We start from the raw sequence: 24,545 nt of genomic DNA on the forward strand, positions 1-24,545 counted from the left end.
GATAATTTAAAACCTTAAGTTGATTGTTGTGTGGTGAGAACTCATTAAGTAGAAATACGCTGTAGTCATTAAACAGTGGCAAAATACGCGTATATTATCACTATATTAAATCCTTGAACAAAATGACTAATCGTCTAGTATAGTCAACTGGACATCTGATTTATAGTCGTGTAAAATTTTATATGTAACTAAATCATCATAATTAGATAAGTGAGTAACTTGGGGGAGAGACTACAAATTATGGAATCAAAGAAATCTACATTTACCGAGAAAGTACAATCTATTAAAGGAAGACAGCTGCAAAGTATGGGGCAACAGTTCTTCTATTCTTTGGGCTGACATCTTGTTATAACCAAAAAACCAATAGATTATCATCACAAGTAGAACATTATCAAGCAGAGTCAGAGAAATTAGCCAAAGAGTATGATGAATTAGAAATTAATTACATTAAGCTGAAGGCTAAACTAGATGCGATAGAGAATCTACCCGAGGAGAAACCTGCAGAAGTTGATGACACTGAAGAAAAACCTGTTGAGAAGGTGGAAGAGACGCTGATTCAAGATAAGGAGCCAGAGAAATCTGAAGAGGAAACACTCAAAGAGGAGCAATATGCAGCCCGAGAAAAGAAAGCATATGAGAATCTCAATTCTCTAGGAAGTTTAGAAGCGCAGGAGACATACAAAGAGCTAATTAAGCCGAAGCTTTCGAGATGGGCTAGTAAGGATATGTTACAAGTAGCTAAGGAGGGTGTAAACTTTATTGAGATAGATGATAGTAACCTACCATGGACAGATATTACCGAGCTGAACGGAACAAGTACGAAGCATATCTATAAGAGTGGATTCGACCAATTAGAGATTTCATACAACTTTGACGGGATCATTACAAAATCTAAATGGAAAACAGGAGTGAACAAATAAGATGAAAAACTTAATGTCTACACTTACATCGTTAAATTTTGATAAAACTGTTATCGCATACTCGAATGGGGTTCAGGTGTTTAAAGGAACATTACAGGATTACTTATTTATGTCCCACCAAGAGAAGCAGGCACTGAAGGTAACAACATTCCGTATCTGCACCAAAGATGGGAACTAATATGTCTACATTTGAAAGATTACAAGAAGCGTAATCCTATAGCAGTAAGCAACATTCATGATATTAATGCAAGTAGAAACCCACTTGTAGTTACAAATCTAATTTAGATTATTGAAGATTGTTTTAGTGCAGCATAAAATGTAGAACCCCATATCCATCAACTTAAGGATTTTATAACGCCCTCAAAAAAGATTTTTGTACATTTTTACCCAGAAATATCAATTTTACTGTTTTGGGTTGTTTTTTCACTAGCTTGATGAATATGGCGTACTGACACATCGCTATTAACTTAAAAATTAATTGTTTCCCAAAACGAAAAAAAGAAACATAGAAGTGAAAAATCTCTGTGTTTCTATTTTATTATAGAAGCTATTTTGAACGTAAGTAATTTGTAAGGAATAGGTAAGAAAAAAGAGATTTTTAATGTGTAAGATCAAAATATAAGGAGGTGTGAAAGGCGGAACAGATATGACTTATATATGAAAAACAAACCAGTAACAAGAGTGTTTCAAGGAAAAGAAGTAATTTCTGGCGTTAACATACATGTGGAAGAAGGGGGATTTACCGTTTGCTATAAGACAGAATAGCGTCCGTAAAAATAATAATTATGAATATGATTACGAATTCAATTCTGACATTTTGTCATTGGTGGAGATAATAGCTGTGTGATTAATACGAAACAGCAAGCAACTAACTTTACAATTTAAATAAAGGAGAGGATGCTTTATGAAAACATGCAGTAAAATTACATGTGCAAATCTATCACTTTTAATAGCTGGAAGTTCCCTGTTATACATAACACCAGCCTCAATTGTAAAAGCAGAAACCACGCAAAATGTATCTAGTTCGTTACAAACAAGTAATCAAAGCGATCGTTCTTCCGTTAAGAAAGCAATGCGGGATTCACTCCAACTTGGATACCCTGGAATACTCGCTCAAATTTCTAAGGGTGGTAAAAATTGGAGCTATGCCGCCGGGATAGCGGATCTGAGAACCAAGAAGCCGATGAAAACAGATTTTCGCTTTCGCATTGGCAGTACGACGAAGACATTCATTGCAACAGTTCTACTTCAATTGGCTGGAGAGAACCGCTTGAATCTAGATGACTCCATCGAAAAATGGTTGCCTGGCGTCATTCAAGGAAACGGATATGATGCTAACCAGATTACGATTCGGCAGATATTGAATCATACAAGTGGAATTGCTGAATACTTAAAGTCAAAAGACTATGATATTATGGATACAAAAAAATTGTATACGCCTGAAGAATTCGTAAAGATGGGAATTTCTCTTCCACCAGACTTTGCTCCAGGTAAGGGCTGGTCTTATTCAAACACAGGATACGTAATACTGGGTATCCTTATTGAAAAAGTAACTGGAAACAGCTATGCGGAAGAGGTTGAAAATCGGATTGTTGAACCGCTCGAATTGTCGAATACATTCCTACCTGGTAATTCAACTGTTATTCCAGGTACCAATCATGCCCGTGGATATGAAAGATATGACGGAGAAAGTGAGCTAAAAGACGTTACTTATTCATACCCAGGTAGCTCGGATGGAGATATGATTTCTACTGCTGACGATTTAAACAAATTCTTCTCTTACTTACTCAGTGGCAAATTACTGAAGGAACAGCAACTAAAACAAATGCTTACTACAGTTCCTACAGGAACAGAAGTAATCGATGGATATGGTCTTGGAATCTATGAAACTAAACTTCCAAACGGTGTCTCGATATGGGGACACGCAGGTGCCTCTCCAGGGTTTTCTACTTTTGCTGGAGGCACAATTGGAGGCAAGCATACATTGGCTATCAATTTGAATGGCCATAAAACTAGTCGTTCTGATCCTTTTAAAAATATTTTACTTGCTGAATTTAGCAAGTAGGTAAAAAGGAAAAACAGATAAATTTTCCTATAATTTTTATAGTTAAAAATATACCTTTCTGGTTCCAAAAAACAACTTACTCTCAAAAAAATAGGGGGTAAAACAAGTTCTTAGCTTGATGGATATGGGGTACCGACACATATCCATCAAGCTAAGATTTTAAAATATTCTCTAAATTGAAGGTTTGTGTTTTTATCGTTTGGAGGTAACAGTTGTTGTAAGTTATTATAAATCGAAAAAACGAAGTTTGGTTGTTGCAAACTTCGTTTTCGTTTATATCTTTTTATTGTTTTAAAAACTCTCCCATTATTTCCATTACGTCCTCTGAATCGGTTACTTTACCTTTAGAAAAACGCCATTGTTCTTTTCCATATCGTTCCATCTCAACCTTTATTACTTTTTCTTTATCTGAAACTTTTGCTTCTGGCAAAATAGATATGAAGTAACTAAACGATTGGCTAAATAATTTAGGCTGTTCGATTCCTGGATTTTCTTTTAACAATTTTTCATTTTTCTTATTTAATTTTGGCTGCAATTCGCTTAATAATAATGGTTTTACTTTTAATTCCACTTCAACTTTATCTTCCTCAGGAGAAGAACCTACTGATTTTACTGTAAATGTAACTTTTTCCTGCAGTACAGATTTTAACTTTTTATAATAGCTTTCAAATTCCTGGTCACTAATTCCATTATGCGTACTGGACATTGCATCTTTTTTAAATTCTTGATGTATATTTTGAGTAAATTGTTTTCCATCTTCACCGGACAATTCATTAATTTTGTCTATATCTTTATCATAATAAACAGCGTTTATATAGGTTTTTAGAGCTTCAGCTGGTTTGTTTAAGTCTTTTGTATTCTTTTCTATTTCTTGTGTATCAATTTTGAAAGAAACTTTTTCTGTTTCATCGTCTCTTTTTTTTGTTTCTTCATTGGAATAAACGAGCTCATATGATGAGGCTTTATTCACTTCATAGTAGAGAATCCCCGATGTTTTTTTACCAGGTTCTAATTCTATTAAACGTAATTTATCTGAATCAGCCTTATCATATTTCTTCATTTTTTCATCACCTTGATATAGTGTAAAGAGATAAGGTGATATCTCTAACATTTCATCCCCTTTATTTTTCAAACTCACTTTGAATTTCAATACTTTATCTTTATTTATTCCTCCCATTGACCCACTTAATGGTAATACGTACTCAGCATTTTCAACTTCAATTTCCACGTTCTTCGAAGACGAAGATGCCTTTCCATTTTTTACAGTTGTAGAACTTTGTGAAGAACTACAACCAGTCACAATAGTTAATGTGAATATAAATAAAAAACAAATCATAAAAATCTTTCTAAGTTTCACTTGAAACCCCTCCATCCCCTTATTTAAAAACATTTACTATTTTACCATGAAATTCTATTCGTTTGTCTATTGAGCGACAAGATAGCCAAACTTAGAGATAGAAGAACTAGAGATCCTCAAAGCCATACTGGTGACATAGTGCACTTGTTACTTTGCGAATGCAGAAAAGAATGAAATTCTTATTTGTAGAGGGAAATTATTAAAAATTTACATCTGATGTGTTCGGATTAGCTTGAATTAATTAATTTTGATAAGGTAGTGCAAGTCACCAACTCAATGCATCTCAAATTATCATAAAAGGAATGCAAAGATAAAAAGGACAATCCTATATATAAGAAATTTGTTGATAAATCGGATTTGAAAATAAATGAAGCGGTATTAAAAGACATGTATAAAAAGAAAGGAGTAATTGAAAAGAGCTCACCAAAATAAGAAAGCCTTAAGCAGTATCAATCTATAATTCATTATAAAAAATACCAAACAAGATGATATTGTTTTCCAATGAGATAAAATGTATAATGAGAGTGTAGACATAAACCTTTTATTAAAGGTTTTAACTCACTAACTATGTGCATAATAATAAAAGACGAGATGCTGGTAACATCCCGTCTAATTTGTAACTGCTGCCGTTAGGTGGTAGATTGCAAAGTTTAATTATTTCCTCTTTGAACCACCTTTCTTACGTTTGGCAGACGTCTGGGTGGTTCTTTTACTTTTATTATTACGTTTTGCCACTAGCTTGTTAGCACAAGCTGTTGCAAAAGTTGTTATGAACACTGTTACGAATAGTTTCGTAGCGTCCTGTAATAATTGTTGTAAAAATTCCATATTGGTTACACCTCCTTTCCCTCTAAATTAAGAGAAAGAAAGGCTGCAACCTCCCACCACACGCCTTCGGTTACTAGCTATATTATATCATAATTAAAATTAGTTATAGTTTATATTTTATTGCGAAACTTGTTATTACAGAAAACGTTACTTCAACAATAAAATGACCTTTATATTACTTCCCCCTTCTAAATACAATAGAATAATTTAGTGATTTACAAAAAATTCATAATAAACATACTTTAAATCTGCTTGAAAAACATATTAGGATTATATAATAAGATCAAAATTACATAAAATATAAATCTTTTAGAAAGTGAGCTATATTATGAATAGATTTCAAGATAATAACTTTGACACCCACACCATCAAGTTAAGAAAAATAAATGCACCAAAACGAAAAACCTCACTTCTTATCTGAAAAAAGATGAAAAGTGAGGTTTCTTGCTTAGCAGGGTAATGTTCCAAAAATGCTGATAGTATTACATGTCTATCAAGCTAAGATTGGATTTTCTATCAAATTCCATTTTTCGTTGCTGTAGCCCTTCTGTTAACGTTTCTGCTCCGTTACTATACCAACTCAAATTTCTTTCTCATCTTTAAAGTGGAACAAATTTATTAATTAAATTGTCTATTAAATGTAATCCTAAGATACTCTCAAGTGAGGGGATTGATTTTCCCTATGCTTTCTGATTCCCTGTATCCATACCATCTATAGGATAAAATTAGAAGTCGATTCTTTTTTTACATTCCATTCATGCTGATTACGTTAACATGAACCATTTTTGATTACGCCCCTGCAATTGAATATTTAAAATAGCCTACTTACCATCAAATTGATGACTCTCCATTTAAGTATTCAACAGGACAAGAAGTTAGAAATGCAGATAGAAAGCATTTAGGACCAATTACAATGCGTGATGCATTGAAGACGTCCCGAAATATCCCGGCAATAAAAACTGCAAAAGAAGTAGGAATTAATAAATCAAAGAGTTTCTCTGAAAAGCTAGGTATTACATTTAATGTTGCACCGACCGAATCAACAGCGATTGGTACAAATGAAGCGTCCCCAATTGAAATTGCATGTGCTTATGCGGCACTTGGTAATGAGGGTAAGTATACGAAGCCGTATTTTGTTAAGAAAGTTGTTTATCCAGATGGAAAGTCAAAAAGCTTGGAATAAAAAACTAAACGAGTTATGAAGGATTCTACAGCATATATGATTACTGGTATGCTTCGTACATTTGTTTCATCCGGTTTGGGTACAACAGCTAATATAAGTTATTTAGATATAGCGGGTAAAACAGGTACAACAAACTATTTTTTAGAACAAATAGCACAATATAATTTACCAGGAAGTGCAACTCGTGATAGTTGGTTTGCTGGTTATACACCACAATATACGATGGCTGTATGGACCGGATATACAAAGGATAGTAAAGATGATTATATTAGTAGTAAAAATACGAAAATTGCTCAATTGATTTTTAAAGAAATGATGAGTAAGTTTGCTACAGATAAGTCGCAATTTAAAATGTCAAACAGTGTGGTTCAAGAAGGTAGCGAATTACGTATTAAAGGTGAGAAGCGTGATTCTTCTCTAAATATGAAAATAGCAAATACAACTGAACAGCCGAGTGAAAATAAGCAAAAAGAAAAACAAAAGAAACCAGAAGAGAAAAAGCAAAGTGAGCCAAAAAGTGGTGGTGACCAGGGAAATACAAATTAACCGAACAATGGTAGTGATCGAGGGGATACAACGCCACTAAATAATGGGGATGACCATGGAACGCCATCGCCACCAAGTAATGATGAGAATACAGGAGAGATTCCAGCTAATAATTGACAATAAGTAATATGAGGGGATTTTTGGTTCTGTTGCAAATTTAAAAACCATAAACAAGTTGGCTAATGAGGAACAATATTTAGGAAGTAGCTTGTGAATAACTGTCCAATTTTCTTTTTTTGATATGGTGACTCCGTGCCAATTAAGCTAATATTTTAAATTTCACGTATCGTATTAATTAATAAAAAACACAACAGAATAAAAACTAGTATACATTTAAATCTTATGTTGAATTAATACGCTAAATAGCTAATGTATTGTTTGTTTTCGATTGACTTCTTGCGAAATATGTACCAAGGCAGTTTTTCAATTCTAATGTAGTAAGATATATATTAATAATAAAAGGGGATGGGTAAAATGAGGGATTTCCAAGAAGAAAACTATGAACAACTAAAAAGAGAAAAAAAGAACATTACTCTGGTTTTAAAAAGTGGAGTTAGAATACCAGGACAAATTGTTGGATTAGACCGTTTTACGGTTCTAATGATTGTTAATGGAAAACAACAATTAATTTATAAACAAGCTATATCCACAATTGCTATGTAAAAAATAATAACATTAGCTTTAAGAAAAGTGAATCTATATCTAGGAGGCGTTTAATTGAACTTATCTAAAGAAAAAAAACTAAAATTAATGATGCATACTATTACTTTATTTTCTTTCATGATTCTTACTTTTTTGGGCATTACAATTTTCTTTGTACCATTCATTTTTTATTTTATATTCAAATCTAAAGAACTTCGTATAATAGCTATTGAAACAGGTGTTTATCAGCTATTCACTTGGATTATTGTATTGATCTGGAATACTTTTATATTAAGGATTTTAATGTTTTCTATGTTCCATTTAGATATGAATAAGAGTAGTTTGTCAATGATATTGTGGACAGCACCATTATATATAATCATAGTTATTTTATTAGTTTTTGGGCCTTTTAAAGGGATTATATATGTATTACAAGGAAAAGAGTTTCATTACCCGATTATCTCCAAATGGACTAGCAAGTACAAATAAATAAAGAAGAATCTAGCAAATTATCAATCCGTTCTTATTATATATGAATTGTCTATTGGCGGAATTTATATATACTTTACGTTTAAAATTTCCACTTCAATCTAAATTATTTTAACATTCTGTATTAATGTGAATTTAAATAAAAAGATTTACAAGGGACTTACTATAAAGGGCACTTATAACGAGTTTCTTCCTATTATATAGAAGGTGGTCGGTGATATGAATTAAAACTGAAACACGAATTAGCTCAAGAAGCTAAAATGTAAGGTATGAAGTATGATTTAAGTGATAATAACATGAAATTATAGAATAACAGATACCAATGGGCAGAAAAGGTGTACGAACAAAAGAAGACAGGTGCCCCCATTGGGAATAAAAATATGTGGGTAATTTGGATAATAAGAACCAAAATGAGGAAACAAGATTGTCGCGGGTCGTGACGCTCCCACAGAATAGAATGATTAAATTGAATAATTTAAGAAGCGTAGAAAGGTTTAATTTCTTCGCTTCTTCTAATTTATAACAAATTTAATATTTTTCTAAATTTGTTATATAAGATTTTACAGCTTGCAATAAGAATTCTTCCTGCCCCATACCAGCACCGGCTGCCATCTGAACTACTTTTTGCTTGAATTGATGATCTACATGAAAAGTTAATGGCTCTACATTACTTTTAAAGTAAATACCTTCTACATGTGGAAGGATCGTGCCAGATTTCATATGAGAATGTAAGTACTTAATCTCCTCTTGAAACTGCAATGGATCTACTTGTAATACGAAAGGCTTAATTTCTAATTTAATAGTATCTGATGAAATACTCAATCGCATATTTGTGACACCTAGCTCCTTATAAAATAAGTTTATTAAATTATAAGTAATGGAATTAAATAATTGAGGTTTTTTAAATGAAAAAGATAAATACCCTCGTTTAGTGATTACCGCTTTTTTATTGAAAGGTTCAAAGGAGTAATCATGTTCCTTATAAGTGGATAGAGGGAAAATTTCTTCGTCCTCTGTAAGAATCTTGCCGTCTCCTCCATTAATCTCTATTACCCTAGCGGTTTTTCCAGTTTGTAGATGTTTTAGTAATTGATATAAATATATATCTTCATCTTGAATCTTAATAATAAATGTTTTTCGCTCTTTTGTTTTAGTTTTTTCATAATCAAGCATAAAAATCTCTAGCTCTTCCTCATCGATAATATATACTTGTTTTCCTCGTTTTTCTACCATTGTTGCGGGTAATTTTCCAGATTTGATGTATGTAAAGATAGTAGATGGTGCAACATTAAGAATTTCAGCTACTTCTTTCGTGCTAAGGCCTTTAACCTCATTTTTATTTTTTAAACGTTCAATATCCTCTAAATAGAAAATCTTACTACCGAATTGCTTCCAGTTATCTTTATATACACATTCTATTAATCCATCTTTTTCTTTTTTTAAAATTGTTTGTACCGTTACTCCTAATAAGTCGGCTGCCTCTTTTGTCGTTACAGTAGGTTTTGTAATGAACAATAAATCTTGTGTCATGAAAGGACACCTCCATAACTATCGTTTGCTAATATTTTAGGTATGTATATATCATATCAGAATCTGATTTATATTTAAAATAAGAAATAGATTTTATTAAATATTATATTTATAGTTATGGTTTTAAGATCTTTTTCATTCGCTTTATATGTTAATTGATTTTTATAGTTGTTTTTATTATAAAATCACTATGAATTTTAAATAATTAACTTTTAAATAATATCTATTTATTAATAAATTATAAAAAAAATATAAATATAAGTAAATGAAGAAGAATGTAGCGTTCTTACAGAAAGAAAATGAATTATCATTTGTATAATTAATAGAAGTAAAATAAAATAATAATTATAGGTAATAAAGAGAATTATATTCATAATCTTCTATAGGAGAGGTGAATTCGAAATATGAATAAAAAAAATGTAAAAGAAAATTTATTAATTATAAACAATCAAAGTGAGTATATGGATACATATATAGAGAATATAAAAGATATCATTCCATATCTATATAACAACAGTTATGTAGATATGGTGGAAGATAAGATGGAGGTTGCAGAAAAAGAAGGAAAGGGTAAATATACGTATTTAAGTGACATAGAAGTCATTTATCATTTCGTACATTTACAAAAAGATATGGATGAGAAGAAGAATAGAAAAGAGGATACGAAAAAGAGCTATATCTCAGAAATCTTATCATTTTGTCAGTGCATGGTGCAGCATGCAGAAGAATTTGAATTGGATGGGGAAGAGGTAAAGCAAAAGGACTCTTTATTGAAAACATTGCAACCTTGGCATATTCGTAAATACAATTCGTGGTTGAAACGGGTAGAGAACGGTAGGAATGGTGACACGTATGCAGTCGCGACACTTGCAAAGAAAACAGTGCTCATTCGTTCTTTTCTAAAACATCTACATGTATTTTCTTATATTGAAAAGCCTCTTCATGAAGAACTACAGCGCGCAAATGTGAATGAGCAGGATCGGCCAAATCGGGACCTATCCTATGATGAGGTTATGAAAATTTTAGGGTTTTATAAAGAAAGAGGACATTTAGTAAACTATACAATTTTACTGGCTCTAGCAAGTACTGGTGCAAGAATTCAAGAATTGTGCACCGCGAGAGTGAAAGATTTACATTATGACGGAAAGTACTGGTTAAAAGTCACTGGAAAAGGGGATAAAGTGCGTGAACTTTTTATTTCGGAACATTTATATCAATGTATTTGTGAAATGAGGCTAAGAAGAGGATGCCAAACAGTATTGGATAAAGGGGATGAGAGTCCGGTATTTATAAATCAAAGAGGAAATACTTATAACTCTAAAACATTATCGAATCAAGTAACAGATATGATAAAAAAGACAAACTTAGAGTTTCTACTGTATCGTGAAAATCCAGTAACGGCGCATACATTCCGTCATGCTTTTGCAATTATGGCAGTAGAGCAAGGTAATGCAGATCTATATCATTTAATGCAAACACTTGGCCATGAAAATATTCAAACAACTAAAATATATTTAGAAAAGCATATGAAGCGTAAAAACAACGTTGGATCTACTTTCGCTGATATGCTGGTTTAAATTTTATGTAGTATATAGGGGTGTTTAATTATGTATTTTTTACATAATTAAAAAATGTATATGTTTGTTTATTTATTGTGAAGAAATATATAAATTAGGGAAATAAATAAAAATAACGAAATTCATTTTATACAGAAAAAACCAGGATGATTTTAAAAAGTTATCCTGATTTTTTCTTAAATACACATAATTATTCATATTTCATAAAGTTAATTTGAGCTAATTATAAGTTAGCAGAATTTATATCTATTCCAATCTTGATAGTGTTAATAACATTATATAGTTTGTAGAATTAGTTTATAGAGATTATGAAACTATTTTTCATTAGGTGTATCTAATTGATGATTGATTACAGTGCTGGACTTTTTATTCATAAGTATATAGATCCCACCTATGAATGATAAGATTACTGGATAGAAAATCGCCCAACCACTAAATGAGTATACAAAAATACATATAACTAACGATAGGAAGGCCATCCACCAACCTATATCTTGAACTTTTAATAACTTAAGAGCAGCTAGCATTGTAAAAATATACGAGGTAATAAAAATTACACTAGGGCCTTTTAGAAGCATCTCTAAATTTGGTCGTGCTATACCATAAAAAATTAAAATACAACTAAAAATTCCGCCTAAAACTAGTAAAACCCTTGTTGGAGTTTGGAATTTAGAATGTAATTTAGCAAAGAAGGAAGGGAAATGTCCTTCTCTAGCCTGAGCGTAAATCATTCTTGAAAAACCTGCAATGTTAGCATGTACAGCACTAAACGAAATGAAAATTGCTAAAATAGTGGTTATATATGTACCTATTGGTCCTAATCCTTTTGATATTAGAATGCTAAGGGAAGCTATCTGGTTCTTATCACCATATGAGTGAGTCCCTATTGTTACAAAAGATATTGCAATGTACATAATTGAGATGCAAATTGCCCCTAAAAGTAGACTAATGGAAATATCTTTAGCAGGTCTTTTAAACTCTTCAGCTAATGGGGTAATCATTTCTCATCCTACAAATGAGAAAAAGATAATTACAGAAGAAGCTCCAACAGAAGACCATCCGTTTGGTACAAAAGGTGTAAAAGAACTTAATTTTACATAGGGGATAGAAACGACAACAGCCACAATTATTAGAAGTGAAATTATACAAATGACAAACACACTTACTTTTGATGATAACTCAATTCCTTTAATATGAAAGAGTAAAGAAGTAATCAAAATTAATGCCGAGATGCCAATAACTCCTGCATTACTTATTGGAAAAACATAGCCAATATATTGGGCACCTGTTAAAGCGATAATAGGTACTCCAATAGGAATAGATCCTAACATAATCCACCCTAGGATGGCACTCGTATTTGCATTAAATGCCATTTGAACATAAGCTGTAATTCCTCCTGCGCTAGGAATCATTTTAGCAAGACGCGCCAGAGTTGCGACAATGGGAAAAGCTAATATAGACATGATAAACCAAGAGAAAAGCGAAGCTGGTCCAGCGCTATTTGCAGTAATATTGCCGGTTTATACAGTTATCTAACAAAGGTAGTGACAGAATAAGTACATATACTTGAAGACTATATTAATTTGTGCTTAGAGTATGGAAAGCCTACAACCTTAATAGTGCTTTTTTCTCCAGTAGAACATAAATCACTTTTTACAGAGAGTGAAAAATCTTGATTACATATGAGAGATTATTCTAAAAAGATAAATATTGTGAAATGATAAAATTTAAAATTATATATTTGGTATAGTGTTAGACTAGGGCTTCGGCACTAGCTTTTCTTTCGCTTGAATATATTACTAAGTCATATATAATATGCTTATATACTTGAAAGTGAGGGAGAGAATGGTATACAGCAAGGCGCAAAATGAAGCCACAAAAAACTATAAAAAACGTAATCCAGTACAAGCGAAGTACCTTAATTATAAAACTATGGCTAGAAGTTTCATCAAGAATTTAGCCACACAAGAAGATTTGGATATGCTAAAAGAATTAATGGCAGAAAAAGAGGAGAATGACCGTGCTAGAAAATAAATTAGGTATCAAAAATCAGTTGGAATTGAATCGAGTGGAAGAACGACTATCAAAAATGAAAGCCAAAGATTTATATGATTCAGGAGAAATAAACCACATAGAAGTTGGCACATTTAAGGGTCTTTCTGACATTCATAATTATTTATTTGAAGATATTTATTTCTTTGCTGGAAAGATTCGAAAGGTTAACATAGCGAAGGGGAACTTTCGATTTGCTCCTGTTATGTATCTAAGCCATTCACTAGAACATATAAACAATATGCCACAAACAACCTTTGATGAAATCGTTGAAAAGTATGTTGAAATGAACATTGCCCATCCTTTTAGAGAAGGAAACGGTAGAGCGACTAGAATATGGTTAGATTTAATCTTTAAGAATGAAATTCAAAAGGTAGTTGACTGGAATAGGATTGATAAAGAAGATTATTTACTGGCAATGGAACGCAGCCCGATTAAAGATATTGAAATTAAGTATTTACTCAAAAATGCACTAGTAGATAAAATTAATAGCCGTGAAGTATTCATGAAAGGCATTGATATTAGTTATTATTATGAGGGATATACTGAATATGATATAGAGGATTTATAAATAAAAAAGGGCTGAAATTGCCCTTTTTTATTTGCGTTTTGAAGAGGATTTTTCATATAAAAACAGTATAAAATGCATTCCACTAGGGATTCCTAGTGTTATTTGGAACTTATCTTTATAGTATTACTTTTATGTAAAGATCCGCAAAAGAAGTTCCTCTTTTCTGATAATAAATATTAATGAGTAATTATTAATTAATATACATAAATTACTTTATGGTTCATTCATGTATTCCTTTCCATCTACATCAATTATTTATTGCAACAGGTTTCCCGTCCCAAATAAGATATCCTAACTAAGGACATTAGAAGTATCTTTATAATCATTTTCCAATATAATCAATGTGTTTATGAAAGGAACTCTGTGTTATTTTTGCTTTTTTACTAACTAATACAGCTTCAAACAAAGGACACAATTGCTACATACTAAGTGTAATTTATTACCCATTCAAAATTCTGTCTATTCAATCTTTCTAAAAATAAAAAAAGATTAAACTTATAAATATACTAGTTATAATGAGGGCGTCGAGACGTAATTCAATACCTCTAGAGAAAATACCAACCTCGTTTAGTTTTAAAAATTCTAAAGAACTTGCCAGTGATTTTTAAAAATTGGACATAATGCTATGATTACTATACGGAGTGTAGTGGATCAGAAGGAAAGTTTATTCAACACAATAAAGAAAGCGTTATCAAATAAATTTCATTTTGAATTGGTCATTCCAATAACTTAGATTCAACTGTAATTAAAAATAATAAATTATGGGGGTGTTTATATGAACATGAATGTACTATCTATTAAAGAAAAAAAGATTGTTAAATACAAAAGTTGTTTTGATGTGATTGGGCCCATAATGATAGGTCCTTCAAGTTCACATACTGCAGGTGCTTTGGCTATTGGAACAGTTGCTAATAGATTATTTCAAGGTCTTCCCAAAAAAGTTGTGGTAAAGTATTATGAATCATTTGCTGAAACCCATAAAGGTCACGGAACTGATTTTGCAATTATTGCTGGTATATTAGGCTTTGCTGCCGATGATAGCAAAGTGCCAGATGCCATTAAAATAGCAGAGTCTAAGGGAATTGACATTACCTTTATTGAAAAATCGGGTAATAGTCCTGCTGGTCATCCAAATACGGCAGATGTATATGTAGAGGATGAAAGTCGAAGTATTAGAACGATGGGTATTTCGGTCGGTGGTGGGTTGATTGAAGTCAAACATGTTGAAATTGATGGTTTTAGCTTAGATTTGCAGGGGCCATTGCCAGTTGTTATTGCGATTTCGGAAAGAGCTGACTTTGAATTTGTTTTACGCAGAATCTTTAAACAATATGATGTGGAAATTAACAGCTTTCATAGTTTGGAAGATAAAACAAGATATTTATATGCATTCGCTTTGGATTCGATATTACCTGGTACTGTTCAGAAGGAATTAGGAGATTTAAGCAATATAGCTAGCCTTATTATTCTTTAGTTACATTAAGGAGTGAAAAATATGTATATGTCCATAAAAGAGATTGTGGATGCAGCTAATAAAAGCCAAAAGCCAATTTATGAATTAGCAATCGAACAGGAAATCAAACAAACTAAAACTTCTTATGAAGAAGTTTGGAGTAAAATGGAACGAAATTTAACGACTATGCAACATGCAATAAATAAAAGTATTGAAGGCGATGGTGTATTTTCTCCAACTGGGTTAACCGGAGGGGATGCTGTAAAACTTAAAAACTATCGAGAACATAGGAAAACTCTTTCTGGAGATTTGATGGTGTTAGGGATTCAAAGTGCTATCGGTGTTAATGAAGTAAATGCTGCATTAGGAGCTATTTGTGCAACTCCAACAGCAGGTGCGAGTGGGACGATTCCGGGAGTCCTATTTAGTATTAAAGATACGTTGCAGTTAAATCATGAAGATTTGATTCATTTTCTATTCACTTCAGCGTTATTTGGAACGATAGTCGCAAACAACGCTTGTATTTCAGGAGCGTACGGAGGATGTCAAGCTGAAGTAGGAAGTGCCTCAGCGATGGCGGCTGCAGCTGCGGTAGAAGCTGCGGGTGGAACCCCACAGCAATCTTCTGAAGCTTTTTCGACCGCATTACAAAATTTACTCGGTTTAGTTTGTGATCCGGTCGCTGGTTTGGTAGAAATTCCTTGTGTAAAGAGAAACGCCATTGGAGCGACAAATGCTTTAGCAGCAGCGGACATCGCATTAGCTGGCGTAAACAATCTCATCAATGCTGACGAAGTGATTGAAGCCATGTATAGAGTTGGAAGACAGATGCCTCGCGAATTAAGAGAGACAGGTTTAGGTGGTATTGCAGCTACACCTACAGGAATTGCCATTAAAAATAAAATCTTTGGGGAGAAACAATCAAATCAATAAGTTATCGAATATATTGTGAAGTTTTTAACAATCTTTACTCTATTGTTCGCCTAAGGATGTCTGTATATTGGGGGAGTTATCAATAAAATATACTACTATATAATTAAAATATTTTATAAGTGGTAACAAACCCTTCAGGTTGATGCTTCGCTAATTTTTTGATTTTTATTAACCTAGAAGGGGGATATTCGTTGTGGGGCACTATATAAGCTATTCATTTTTCAAGAACGGTCTATATTCCTATATCTTAAAAAGAGAATTAAGAATAGGACACAAGGAGGAATTATTATATGGATGGGAATACTGCAAAAAACATAGAATTTCAAGCTGATAACACTGCAGTAAAAAATGAGAAATATCTAGACCCTAAAAAGTGGCATAAACAGGATACTACCTGGGCATTGAGCCTTTTTGGAACAGCAATTGGAGCAGGAGTACTCTTTTTACCGATTAATGCAGGTTCAGGTGGTTTATTATCATTGCTGTTAATTACCATACTTGCATATCCTGTTATGTATTATTCACATAGGGCGCTTGCTAAAATGATTTACGCTTCGAACTCTGCCGATGAGGGGATTACAGGTACAATAAGAGAGTATTTTGGAAATAAGGCAAGTATCATTTTTAATATTGTATATTTTATCTCCATTTATACGATCGTGCTGATGTACTCGGTCGCACTTACAAATACCGCTAGTAGCTTTATCGTGCATCAATTGCACATGTCGGAGCCTCCAAGGTCCATTTTATCGCTTATTTTAGTACTCGGTCTTATCGCTATACTAAATTTTGGTCAAGATATAACTGTAAAGATCATGAGCATGCTAGTGTATCCTTTTATAGCTTCTCTACTTTTTATCGCAATATCTTTGATTCCACAGTGGAATACGTCAATGCTTAGTTTTTCAAGTGTTTCTACTGCTTCAACAGGAACAGGATATTTAGGAACGATATGGATGATACTTCCAATCATAGTATTCTCGTTTAATCATTCGCCTATGATTTCGTCATTTGTTATGAAACAGAGAGCTACGTATGGAATAGATGCTACTGATGCTAAATGTGCTCAAATACAAAAAGTTTGTTATATTATGACATTCGCAGTTGTTATGTTCTTTGTTTGGAGCAGTACCTTAAGTTTGACTCCAAATGATCTTAAGGTGGCAAAAGAACAGAACTTGTCAATCCTATCATATCTTGCTAATGAGCTTAATTCGCCAGTAATCACTATTGCAGCTCCTATCATTGCATTTGTGGCTATTACAAAGTCTTTCCTTGGTCATTATATAGGAGCGTATGAGGTAATGCGTGACATGATTATCAAGTCCAGTAAAAAACGTGGGAAAGATATAGGAGAAAAAACAGTTAAGACAATGATTCTTACTTTTGTCGTATTAACATGCTGGTATGTTGCTTATACAAATCCAAGTATTCTTGGAATCATTGATGCCCTTAGCGGTCCGCTAGTTGCTGCTATCTTATGTATATTACCAATGTATGCGATCCATAAAGTACCAGTACTTGCTAAATACAAAGGGAAAGCGAGCAATGTATTTGTCATTATTATAGGTATCCTTACTGTCTTAGCAAGTATTCAGTCATTATTCTAATCCACTGTTGTTAGTACTGATGCAAAAAACATGGGATATGAAAAAAATAAAAATTCTTATCGGAACTGAACTCTATATTGTTGAACTAAAGAGATCATGGTTTTGGACAAACTCCTCATCTTGGAGAGTTTGTCTTTTTAATTATATGCATAACTTTTATACTAGCTTAAACAGACTAGATTAATAGTAAATGAAAACTTCATACAAACCACACATTAACTCCACTACTAGCACAAACTACAGTTGTATACTTTAAGTATCATTTTTCAACAATAAACATTCGAACATACTAATATTATGTAATATGGAAGTTACACTACATTAGAAGAAAACAAATAAGGGAGAGCGTATACTATGACAAGATTTGCGAATCAGCATGTAGAGAACACGATTTTAGAAGAGGATGTAGAGCTTTTAAAACTTATGGCACACCCAATGCGTTTAAAACTGATCAATGAGCTTTCTAAACATAAAACACTAAATGTAACCCAAATGACCGAAATTTTAAACATTCCACAATCAACAGTTTCCCAACACTTATCTAAAATGAGAGGGAAGGTTCTAAGAGGAAATCGTCAGGGGTTAGAAATTTACTATAGCATCGAAAACCAAAAAGCTGAAGAAATTATGGGATTATTAGGACCAATACAATAAAATATTAAGTTTACCATTTAAAGATTTACTTATATAGAATACTAAGCCCTCCTTGTTGTGGAGGGTTTTTATTTATTAATTTTTTAAGTAATTATTACTTTAATCCAATGACATCAATATCTTAAATATGTCACGATTTAAAAGAAGAGGGAATATCAGCTGTTTTTCATAGCTTATCAAATGGCGAAGTTCCTAAGGGTGGAGTAATCACGGAAGAAGGTATATTAGACAATACCATCTATACAAGCACTATGTGCATGGAGTCTGGCGCATATTATTATCATACCTACGATTGTAGACAAATTAAAACCATTGATTTATTTGATGCAAACTAAATAGAATAGGTAAACTGTATAAAATACAAATTCAGGGTTCTTATGTGGTTTTAATCTGTTTTTAAATGAAAAATCAATAACTAATAAATATTACAACCTTCCAAAAATCAAAAAGGAAGCGTGATTAGCTTGTAGATTAAGTCTGTTTTAAAACTGATGTATACGGGGGACAATCCCATAAACATCAGTTTTAAAACATTAGATACTTTATTTATCAAGTTAATGCGAGTTACATCAGTATAGGAAACGTTGGAAATCTAAATCTTTGTTTATATGTTAATTACTTCAAACGTATCCCTTCGAATGCGTTTATAACCAAGTCATGTACATAGGATTCATCCAACTTTTCACCGGTTACTAGCAAGCGATAAAAAATTGGTCCGTAAATGAGATCGATGCTTAATTCAACATCGAGGTTTTCTTTTAATTCTCCTCTGTTAATTCCCTTCTCCAGAAGTTGCTTTGCTTGCAGTCGACGTGGCTGGAAATATCGAGCACGATATTCCTCTGCTAGTTTCGAATCAAATTGCCCTTCGCCAACTAACTCATTGATAATAGTTCCTTCTCGACTTATCAAAAAACTGGCTAAACTTGTGGCGTGAATTAAAATATCATTCAACGCTGAACCTGTGTCAGGTACAGGCAATCTGGCAGCAGCAGCAGAAAGAAAACCATCCATTACCACAGCAGCCTTATTTGGCCACCATTTATAAATCGTAGCTTTGCTGACTTTAGCACGTTCTGCAATTTTATCGACTGTGACTGCTTTAAAGCCACTTTCCAATAATAACTCATAGGACGCAGAAAGGATGGCCTTTTGGGTTTCAATATTACGTGGTCGACCTCTTCTACTTTGCACATTAATCATTCCTTTCAAAACATAAACTATACGTTTAGTATACTTAATACGAACAAAAAACGAAATAGCCTATTTACAAAACTGAACGTTTAGTATATATTTTAGTTAATTAATGAACTGTACGTTCAGTTTATTAATTAACTAACTAACATCTTGTAATGGTATGGATATATTTAGGTTCCAAAAATCACAAATTACATTGCTAAAAAACATTTAGAAAAGGGGGTTAAAAAGAGAGGGAATTGGATCTTTTAAAAGCAGAATGGAAATTAACTCAGACTTAATTTATTACAATAAAAAATGGCATCGCAGTAGTACTTGCCAAAGTGATTTAGTAATTTTGAAATAAAAGTATGGGAGGAAATACTTATGTCTAATTTTAAAAATAAAGCAATTGATAAGGACATTTCATCAGGTTTAATCATTCTTTTAGCAACTGCATGTGGTATTATTGTGGCTAATCTTTATTATGCACAGCCTTTAATTGGGCTAATTAGTAATGAAATTGGGCTTTCTAATAGTAGCGCTGGATTAATTGTAACGCTAACTCAAATTGGATATGTTGTTGGCTTATTATTTCTTGTGCCTTTGGGGGATATTGTTGAGAATAAAAAATTGATACTTATATTGTTATTTTTAAGTGCATTTGCACTCATTTCTATGGTTTTTGTAAAAAGCGCAACCTTGTTGTTAATTACTTCATTCTTTATCGGACTGGGTTCGGTCGCAGCGCAAGTGCTTGTACCTCTTGTATCATATCTTTCATCTGAGAATGCACGCGGTCGAGTAGTTGGCAATGTCATGAGTGGTCTGTTACTAGGTATTATGCTTGCGCGACCAATATCTAGTCTAGTAGCCGATATGTGGGGATGGGGTGCAATATTTGCTTTATCTGCTACTGTAATTATTGTCCTAGCGTTTGTTTTATCGAAAGTACTCCCTACAAGAAAACCAACAGCAAAAACAAATTATATCGTCTTACTTAATTCAATGTGGCAACTGCTACGAACTACTCCCATTTTACGTCGTCGCGCCATTTATCATGCTTGTGTATTTGGGGCTTTCAGCTTATTCTGGACCACTGTTCCATTATTATTATCAAGTCCTGCTTTTCATTTTTCTCAGACTGCCATAGCACTGTATGCACTTGTCGGAATTACAGGTGCAATAGCAGCTCCAATAGGTGGTCGTCTAGCTGATCGTGGCTGGACACGATCAGCCACTGGGATAGCTCTCACTGTTGTTATTATTTCTTTATTACTACCACTTATTATTCAAAGTAGTTCGCCCATCGGAATAGCTGTTTTAGTAATTGCTGCAATTCTGTTGGACATGGGAGTATCTGCAAACCTTGTGCTTAGCCAACGTTTAATTTTCTCGTTGAGTCCAGAAATCCGTAGTCGATTAAACGGGCTATTTATGGCTATTTTCTTTTTGGGAGGTGCTGTGGGATCCTTTATTGGAGGATGGGCATATGCCTTAGGTGGATGGAATCTAACATTATGGATAGGAATCGCTTTTCCGACTATAGCTCTACTTTATTTTGCTACAGAGAAATAGTTCTATAATTTAGTTTTACCAGTCAGGATAGGGAATGCCTATTTATTGTTATATCTGAGTTTCAAAGGTTATTTGTGAATTGTATGGAGTTTTTGTATTAGAAGCAAATTTTTATTTTCTATTGCTGTAAGTGGAAAAGACTCACCTTGTTGAATATATCTGAAATGCAATAAAAAAGAGCTTGTGTAAAAACACAAACTCTCTTTAAAAAGAAATAACGCAATTGAGATATCTATATATTAACAATTTGTTTCTTATAATTCTATGCTTCCTATGTTGAGAAATAATATATTGTTAGTTTGTTAAAACTTAAATACATTATTGACTTAATATTTCGTCTTTCATGCAAATAATCTTGAATTTGGGATATTTTTTAAAATATTGGTAATGATGAGGTTTTATCGTGAAAATCGTTTAAATCTTATGTTTAACCGATTGAATTGAGAACAAGGTCTTCCTATATACAGCACGAAATACACGGTTCTTTACAGAAAAAGAAACACAAGGTAACATCAAAAAGAGACAATATGCACATTTATCCATACTTTCTGCTATTAACCTCCTAGTCTTGGAGGTAAAAAACAAGCATATCGAGTCTGCATTGATAGTAGTAAGTGGAAAGTTTGTCTATGGGACAGATAAAATTCAAAAATTATCACCTTCAGCTCCTAAATCTAGAACAGGTAGGATACCAATAATTACTTTTGGGGGTATGATAATAAATCGAAAATTAAGCATCGATTAGGTTATATTATGAAGATTACGATATAGGGAAGCCAGTTGTATTAATTCATGTTTGGCCGTGAAGTGGTCGATCTTGGGAATGTCAAGTTCCAGCTCTTGTTGAGGCTGGATACAGAGTCATAACTTATGATCGTCGGGGATTCAATAAATCTTCACAGACATAGGATGGTTATGACTATGATACGCTGGCTAATGATTTACATCTGTTATTGGAGCATTTGAATCTCCAAAAATATCACACTGGTTGAATCTTCAATGGGGGGGATTTACTGGCCTGCCATGAAAGAACACGTTATCGAACTTAATGCGGCATATCCTGTTGCGATAGCTGAGTTTGCGATTATCTCAGGCTTAGAAGAATATGAGCAGCTGGCGAAAGAAACATTACAAGTGAATGATGACCACTAGCACTCCAACCAGAACAAAGAAAATGGGCCACAACAAAAGCAAAGTGGCCTATTTGGAAATGGGTGCATATCAATACAGTTGCTCCAATATGGGTTAGCTTCATAAAAATGTGGATTTACAACGTTAAGGAAATCCCAATATTAAAAAAGCCTAACTTCTCAATTTAATGTGAAGAAATTAGGCTTTTTTATTTAGTGATGAAACCCATTATCACATTTCGTATCATGTGGCATAGGCCCATCCAGGGAATCCAGAAAGGCAACAGTCTGTTTGAGGTTTCTCAAAAATAAATGCGCAAGATCCATGGAAAATCCATTTCGAACCACAACTCGCATAATCGTCACCGTTTCCATATCGGGAGGCAATGGATAGGCGGGTACTTGCCAACCGAACACACGCAATTGTCGAGATAAATCATAAAGGTTCCAGTTTGATGTGTAGCCATCTTTCAGTCGCCAAGCGAAAACCGGAATATCCGACCCATCGGACAAAAGTTTGAACGGTTCCATCTTCTGAATGGCCTTGCTTAGAAAAAGAGCGACTTTCTGTGAAGCCTTTTGAACATTATAGTACCCCTTTTTCCCTAAACGTAAATAATTATAATATTGCAGGAGCACTTGTGCGCCAGGACGAGAAAAATTCAGAGCAAAGGTCGGCATATTCCCGCCCAAATAGGAAACGCGAAAGATTAGATCCTCAGGGAGATCTTCAGCTTCCCGCCAAATTATCCAACCCAATCCAGGATAGACTAATCCATATTTATGTCCGGATACATTGATGGACTTCACCCTTGGTAATTGAAAATCCCAGACTAAATCTGGTTGGAGAAATGGTGCTATAAATCCTCCCGAAGCTGCATCCACATGCATGGGAATGTCAAGACCAGTCTTCGCCTGTAAATCATCCAACGCTTTCGCAATTGCGGCAACCGGTTCGTAAAGACCGGTATAAGTTTCACCGAGAATCGGTACTACACCAATCGTATTTTCATCCACGGCTGCGAGGACCCCCTGAGGATCCAATTGAGGATGTTCAGGGCTAACCTTCACATAACGTGGTTCAATCTCCCAATAATTCGCGAATTTTTCCCAAACGACCTGAACAGCAGAACTAAACACAATATTGGGACGATCCACCGGCTTCCCTTCGCTTTTACGTGCATTTTGCCATCGTCGCTTTAAGGCAAGCCCACCGAGCATACATGCTTCTGACGATCCAGTTGTTGAAACGCCCATAGTCGTAAGGGGGCTGGGCGAATGCCAGAGGTTGGCTAAGATACGGACACACCGCTCCTCAATTTCAGCTGTCTGTGGATATTCGTCCTTGTCAATCATGTTCTTGTCGAATGATTTTGCATATAATTGCTCTGCGGTAGGCTCCATCCATGTACTAACAAAAGTTGCAAGATTCAGGCGGGCGTTGCCATCAAGAGTAATTTCATCATGGACGATTTGATATGCTGTTTCTGGTAACATGCCTTCATCAGACATATGAAAGCGTGGAACGACGGATTCTCCTTCGCGGGCAAACAAAGGATTTACAGAAAATTCGTGAGGCAGCTCTTTTTGCATGTGAAGTGGTAGAGATTGTGAATTATCTGGCATAATAACTTTTCTTTCGTATGTATCGTTTTGAACTTCTGCTTTTCGATCCTGTGGCATAAAAGCCCCCCTTAATTAAGTTTTTAACAAACATATTATTTACAAAAAATCATTTGTTAAACCAAGGGGACATAAGGCTTCAAGCACTTTTCTATCAATCTTTATTTCAACGCTACACGGAAGCCTGTGGTTATAATTCAAAGGAGTGAACAGCCGATTTATTCCTTACTTTTATTATTCCCTACTGAAACTTTTCAAGCACTTTCTGGTTAATGAGGACATGTAACGTTCCTTGATTCAGATTGCCGCGATCCTGGTCTGGAGGGAAGGACTGTCCATTTCCAGACTACTGTGGTTCGCCAGCTCAAATGCGGATTTCGGGATGATTCCGATGCCGAGATTGTCTTTCTGACAAGTCTCGTGGATCATCTGGTAGAATCAGCGGTAAATGACCAGAGGTTGCTCGTGCAGCTCTTCGAATTATTGTTTTATGCTTTATTCAAGTTGTTGAAAGTAAATTTCTAATGTTGATGAATCAGAATATTCTTTCTGTTATTTCTACAGTTGGGATCTATTTACATATAAGGTTATAAGGATTATATTGGCAATGTAAGTGAAAACAATAATA

The 24,545-nt window shown here is 33.7% G+C and carries 17 protein-coding genes and 6 pseudogenes; 17 read left to right on the forward strand and 6 right to left on the reverse strand.

The genetic code is table 11. From position 1 onward, the window contains the following. The first annotated feature begins 539 nt into the window (after positions 1–539). Together ACTFO4_RS22680 and ACTFO4_RS22685 are read left to right on the forward strand one after the other, a co-directional pair. On the forward strand, positions 540–920 hold the full coding sequence (locus ACTFO4_RS22680) for a hypothetical protein (protein ID WP_440014453.1): 381 nt from the start codon (positions 540–542) through the stop codon (positions 918–920). 904 nt (positions 921–1,824) lie between these two features. Beyond that, complete coding sequence (locus ACTFO4_RS22685; protein WP_440014452.1) at positions 1,825–2,985, forward strand: serine hydrolase domain-containing protein; 1,161 nt, start codon at positions 1,825–1,827, stop codon at positions 2,983–2,985. Between the two features lie 283 nt (positions 2,986–3,268). Here ACTFO4_RS22685 and ACTFO4_RS22690 read toward each other — a convergent pair whose 3' ends face one another. After that, on the reverse strand, positions 3,269–4,342 hold the full coding sequence (locus tag ACTFO4_RS22690; protein WP_440014451.1) for a DUF5105 domain-containing protein: 1,074 nt from the start codon (positions 4,340–4,342) through the stop codon (positions 3,269–3,271). A gap of 654 nt (positions 4,343–4,996) precedes the next feature. Beyond that, positions 4,997–5,170: a hypothetical protein gene (locus tag ACTFO4_RS22695; RefSeq protein WP_206906240.1), complete on the reverse strand. Its 174-nt coding sequence runs from the start codon at positions 5,168–5,170 to the stop codon at positions 4,997–4,999. Between the two features lie 781 nt (positions 5,171–5,951). Between ACTFO4_RS22695 and ACTFO4_RS22700 the strand changes: the two are divergent. The 3 genes and pseudogenes from ACTFO4_RS22700 to ACTFO4_RS22710 form a co-directional block, all read left to right on the forward strand. After that, positions 5,952–7,016: pseudogene (locus ACTFO4_RS22700) on the forward strand (penicillin-binding transpeptidase domain-containing protein); the annotation flags it as partial. A 357-nt stretch (positions 7,017–7,373) separates the two neighbouring features. Beyond that, the gene (hfq, locus tag ACTFO4_RS22705; RefSeq protein ID WP_001204524.1) at positions 7,374–7,562 is read left to right on the forward strand and encodes an RNA chaperone Hfq; all 189 of its coding nucleotides are present in this window, start codon (positions 7,374–7,376) and stop codon (positions 7,560–7,562) included. A 54-nt stretch (positions 7,563–7,616) separates the two neighbouring features. Further along, positions 7,617–8,030 carry a hypothetical protein gene (locus ACTFO4_RS22710; protein ID WP_440014450.1) on the forward strand — a complete coding sequence of 138 codons (414 nt, stop codon included), beginning with the start codon at positions 7,617–7,619 and terminating at the stop codon, positions 8,028–8,030. Positions 8,031–8,558: 528 nt separating this feature from the next. On the opposite strand, the gene ACTFO4_RS22715 is transcribed toward ACTFO4_RS22710, so the two are convergent. Further along, positions 8,559–9,560, reverse strand: a complete 1,002-nt coding sequence (locus ACTFO4_RS22715; RefSeq protein ID WP_206906241.1) for a helix-turn-helix domain-containing protein — start codon at positions 9,558–9,560, stop codon at positions 8,559–8,561. 404 nt (positions 9,561–9,964) lie between these two features. Between ACTFO4_RS22715 and ACTFO4_RS22720 the strand changes: the two genes are divergently transcribed. Continuing rightward, complete coding sequence (locus ACTFO4_RS22720) at positions 9,965–11,137, forward strand: site-specific integrase (RefSeq protein WP_326264139.1); 1,173 nt, start codon at positions 9,965–9,967, stop codon at positions 11,135–11,137. Positions 11,138–11,451: 314 nt separating this feature from the next. Here ACTFO4_RS22720 and ACTFO4_RS22725 read toward each other — a convergent pair. After that, a pseudogene (locus ACTFO4_RS22725) lies at positions 11,452–12,651 on the reverse strand (APC family permease); the annotation flags it as partial. On the opposite strand from ACTFO4_RS22725, the pseudogene ACTFO4_RS22730 reads away from it, so the two are divergent. The 8 genes and pseudogenes from ACTFO4_RS22730 to ACTFO4_RS22765 form a co-directional block, all read left to right on the forward strand. Continuing rightward, positions 12,640–12,813, forward strand: a pseudogene (locus ACTFO4_RS22730) (Lrp/AsnC family transcriptional regulator); the annotation flags it as partial. The pseudogenes ACTFO4_RS22725 and ACTFO4_RS22730 sit on opposite strands and share 12 nt — an antisense overlap. A gap of 169 nt (positions 12,814–12,982) precedes the next feature. After that, positions 12,983–13,171 carry a hypothetical protein gene (locus tag ACTFO4_RS22735; RefSeq protein WP_440014449.1) on the forward strand — a complete coding sequence of 63 codons (189 nt, stop codon included), beginning with the start codon at positions 12,983–12,985 and terminating at the stop codon, positions 13,169–13,171. After that, the gene (fic, locus tag ACTFO4_RS22740) at positions 13,152–13,760 is read left to right on the forward strand and encodes a protein adenylyltransferase Fic (RefSeq protein ID WP_440014448.1); all 609 of its coding nucleotides are present in this window, start codon (positions 13,152–13,154) and stop codon (positions 13,758–13,760) included. Before ACTFO4_RS22735 ends, fic begins: the two co-directional genes overlap by 20 nt. A 775-nt stretch (positions 13,761–14,535) precedes the next feature. Next, positions 14,536–15,234, forward strand: coding sequence for an L-serine ammonia-lyase, iron-sulfur-dependent subunit beta (gene sdaAB / locus ACTFO4_RS22745; protein WP_440014447.1), 699 nt, complete (start codon positions 14,536–14,538; stop codon positions 15,232–15,234). 21 nt (positions 15,235–15,255) lie between these two features. Next, positions 15,256–16,146, forward strand: a complete 891-nt coding sequence (gene sdaAA / locus ACTFO4_RS22750; RefSeq protein WP_440014446.1) for an L-serine ammonia-lyase, iron-sulfur-dependent, subunit alpha — start codon at positions 15,256–15,258, stop codon at positions 16,144–16,146. 290 nt (positions 16,147–16,436) lie between these two features. Then, the gene (locus ACTFO4_RS22755; RefSeq protein WP_440014445.1) at positions 16,437–17,756 is read left to right on the forward strand and encodes an aromatic amino acid transport family protein; all 1,320 of its coding nucleotides are present in this window, start codon (positions 16,437–16,439) and stop codon (positions 17,754–17,756) included. Between the two features lie 354 nt (positions 17,757–18,110). Continuing rightward, on the forward strand, positions 18,111–18,410 hold the full coding sequence (locus ACTFO4_RS22760) for an ArsR/SmtB family transcription factor (protein WP_000196515.1): 300 nt from the start codon (positions 18,111–18,113) through the stop codon (positions 18,408–18,410). A gap of 134 nt (positions 18,411–18,544) precedes the next feature. Beyond that, positions 18,545–18,742: pseudogene (locus ACTFO4_RS22765) on the forward strand (linear amide C-N hydrolase); the annotation flags it as partial. Positions 18,743–19,025: 283 nt separating this feature from the next. Here the strand turns inward: ACTFO4_RS22765 and ACTFO4_RS22770 are convergent. Then, positions 19,026–19,613 (reverse strand): TetR/AcrR family transcriptional regulator, encoded by a 588-nt coding sequence (locus ACTFO4_RS22770; RefSeq protein ID WP_242278788.1) that lies wholly within the window; start codon positions 19,611–19,613, stop codon positions 19,026–19,028. A gap of 360 nt (positions 19,614–19,973) precedes the next feature. Here ACTFO4_RS22770 and ACTFO4_RS22775 point away from each other — a divergent pair, with 360 nt between their 5' ends. The 3 genes and pseudogenes from ACTFO4_RS22775 to ACTFO4_RS22785 form a co-directional block, all read left to right on the forward strand. Continuing rightward, complete coding sequence (locus ACTFO4_RS22775) at positions 19,974–21,164, forward strand: MFS transporter (RefSeq protein WP_440014444.1); 1,191 nt, start codon at positions 19,974–19,976, stop codon at positions 21,162–21,164. A 740-nt stretch (positions 21,165–21,904) separates the two neighbouring features. Then, a pseudogene (locus tag ACTFO4_RS22780) lies at positions 21,905–22,172 on the forward strand (alpha/beta fold hydrolase); the annotation flags it as partial. Beyond that, positions 22,167–22,316 (forward strand): annotated as a pseudogene (locus ACTFO4_RS22785) (macrolide 2'-phosphotransferase); the annotation flags it as partial. The pseudogenes ACTFO4_RS22780 and ACTFO4_RS22785, both read left to right, overlap by 6 nt. 191 nt (positions 22,317–22,507) lie before the next feature. Here the strand turns inward: ACTFO4_RS22785 and ACTFO4_RS22790 are convergent. Further along, the gene (locus tag ACTFO4_RS22790) at positions 22,508–23,977 is read right to left on the reverse strand and encodes a glutamate decarboxylase (RefSeq protein ID WP_440014443.1); all 1,470 of its coding nucleotides are present in this window, start codon (positions 23,975–23,977) and stop codon (positions 22,508–22,510) included. Between the last annotated feature and the right edge of the window lie 568 nt (positions 23,978–24,545).

This window comes from Bacillus cereus group sp. MYBKT14-1 (genome assembly GCF_051915185.1).
GTDB classification, from domain to species: domain Bacteria; phylum Bacillota; class Bacilli; order Bacillales; family Bacillaceae_G; genus Bacillus_A; species Bacillus_A cereus.

Excerpts from the sequence above, each read along its gene's own strand:
- ACTFO4_RS22685 (WP_440014452.1), top strand. The coding sequence starts at position 1,825 with ATGAAAACATGCAGTAAAATTACATGTGCAAATCTATCACTTTTAATA.
- ACTFO4_RS22695 (WP_206906240.1), bottom strand. The coding sequence starts at position 5,170 with ATGGAATTTTTACAACAATTATTACAGGACGCTACGAAACTATTCGTA.
- hfq (WP_001204524.1), top strand. The coding sequence starts at position 7,374 with ATGAGGGATTTCCAAGAAGAAAACTATGAACAACTAAAAAGAGAAAAA.
- ACTFO4_RS22715 (WP_206906241.1), bottom strand. The coding sequence starts at position 9,560 with ATGACACAAGATTTATTGTTCATTACAAAACCTACTGTAACGACAAAA.
- ACTFO4_RS22720 (WP_326264139.1), top strand. The coding sequence starts at position 9,965 with ATGAATAAAAAAAATGTAAAAGAAAATTTATTAATTATAAACAATCAA.
- ACTFO4_RS22735 (WP_440014449.1), top strand. The coding sequence starts at position 12,983 with ATGGTATACAGCAAGGCGCAAAATGAAGCCACAAAAAACTATAAAAAA.
- fic (WP_440014448.1), top strand. The coding sequence starts at position 13,152 with ATGACCGTGCTAGAAAATAAATTAGGTATCAAAAATCAGTTGGAATTG.
- sdaAB (WP_440014447.1), top strand. The coding sequence starts at position 14,536 with ATGAACATGAATGTACTATCTATTAAAGAAAAAAAGATTGTTAAATAC.
- sdaAA (WP_440014446.1), top strand. The coding sequence starts at position 15,256 with ATGTATATGTCCATAAAAGAGATTGTGGATGCAGCTAATAAAAGCCAA.
- ACTFO4_RS22755 (WP_440014445.1), top strand. The coding sequence starts at position 16,437 with ATGGATGGGAATACTGCAAAAAACATAGAATTTCAAGCTGATAACACT.
- ACTFO4_RS22760 (WP_000196515.1), top strand. The coding sequence starts at position 18,111 with ATGACAAGATTTGCGAATCAGCATGTAGAGAACACGATTTTAGAAGAG.
- ACTFO4_RS22770 (WP_242278788.1), bottom strand. The coding sequence starts at position 19,613 with ATGATTAATGTGCAAAGTAGAAGAGGTCGACCACGTAATATTGAAACC.
- ACTFO4_RS22775 (WP_440014444.1), top strand. The coding sequence starts at position 19,974 with ATGTCTAATTTTAAAAATAAAGCAATTGATAAGGACATTTCATCAGGT.
- ACTFO4_RS22790 (WP_440014443.1), bottom strand. The coding sequence starts at position 23,977 with ATGCCACAGGATCGAAAAGCAGAAGTTCAAAACGATACATACGAAAGA.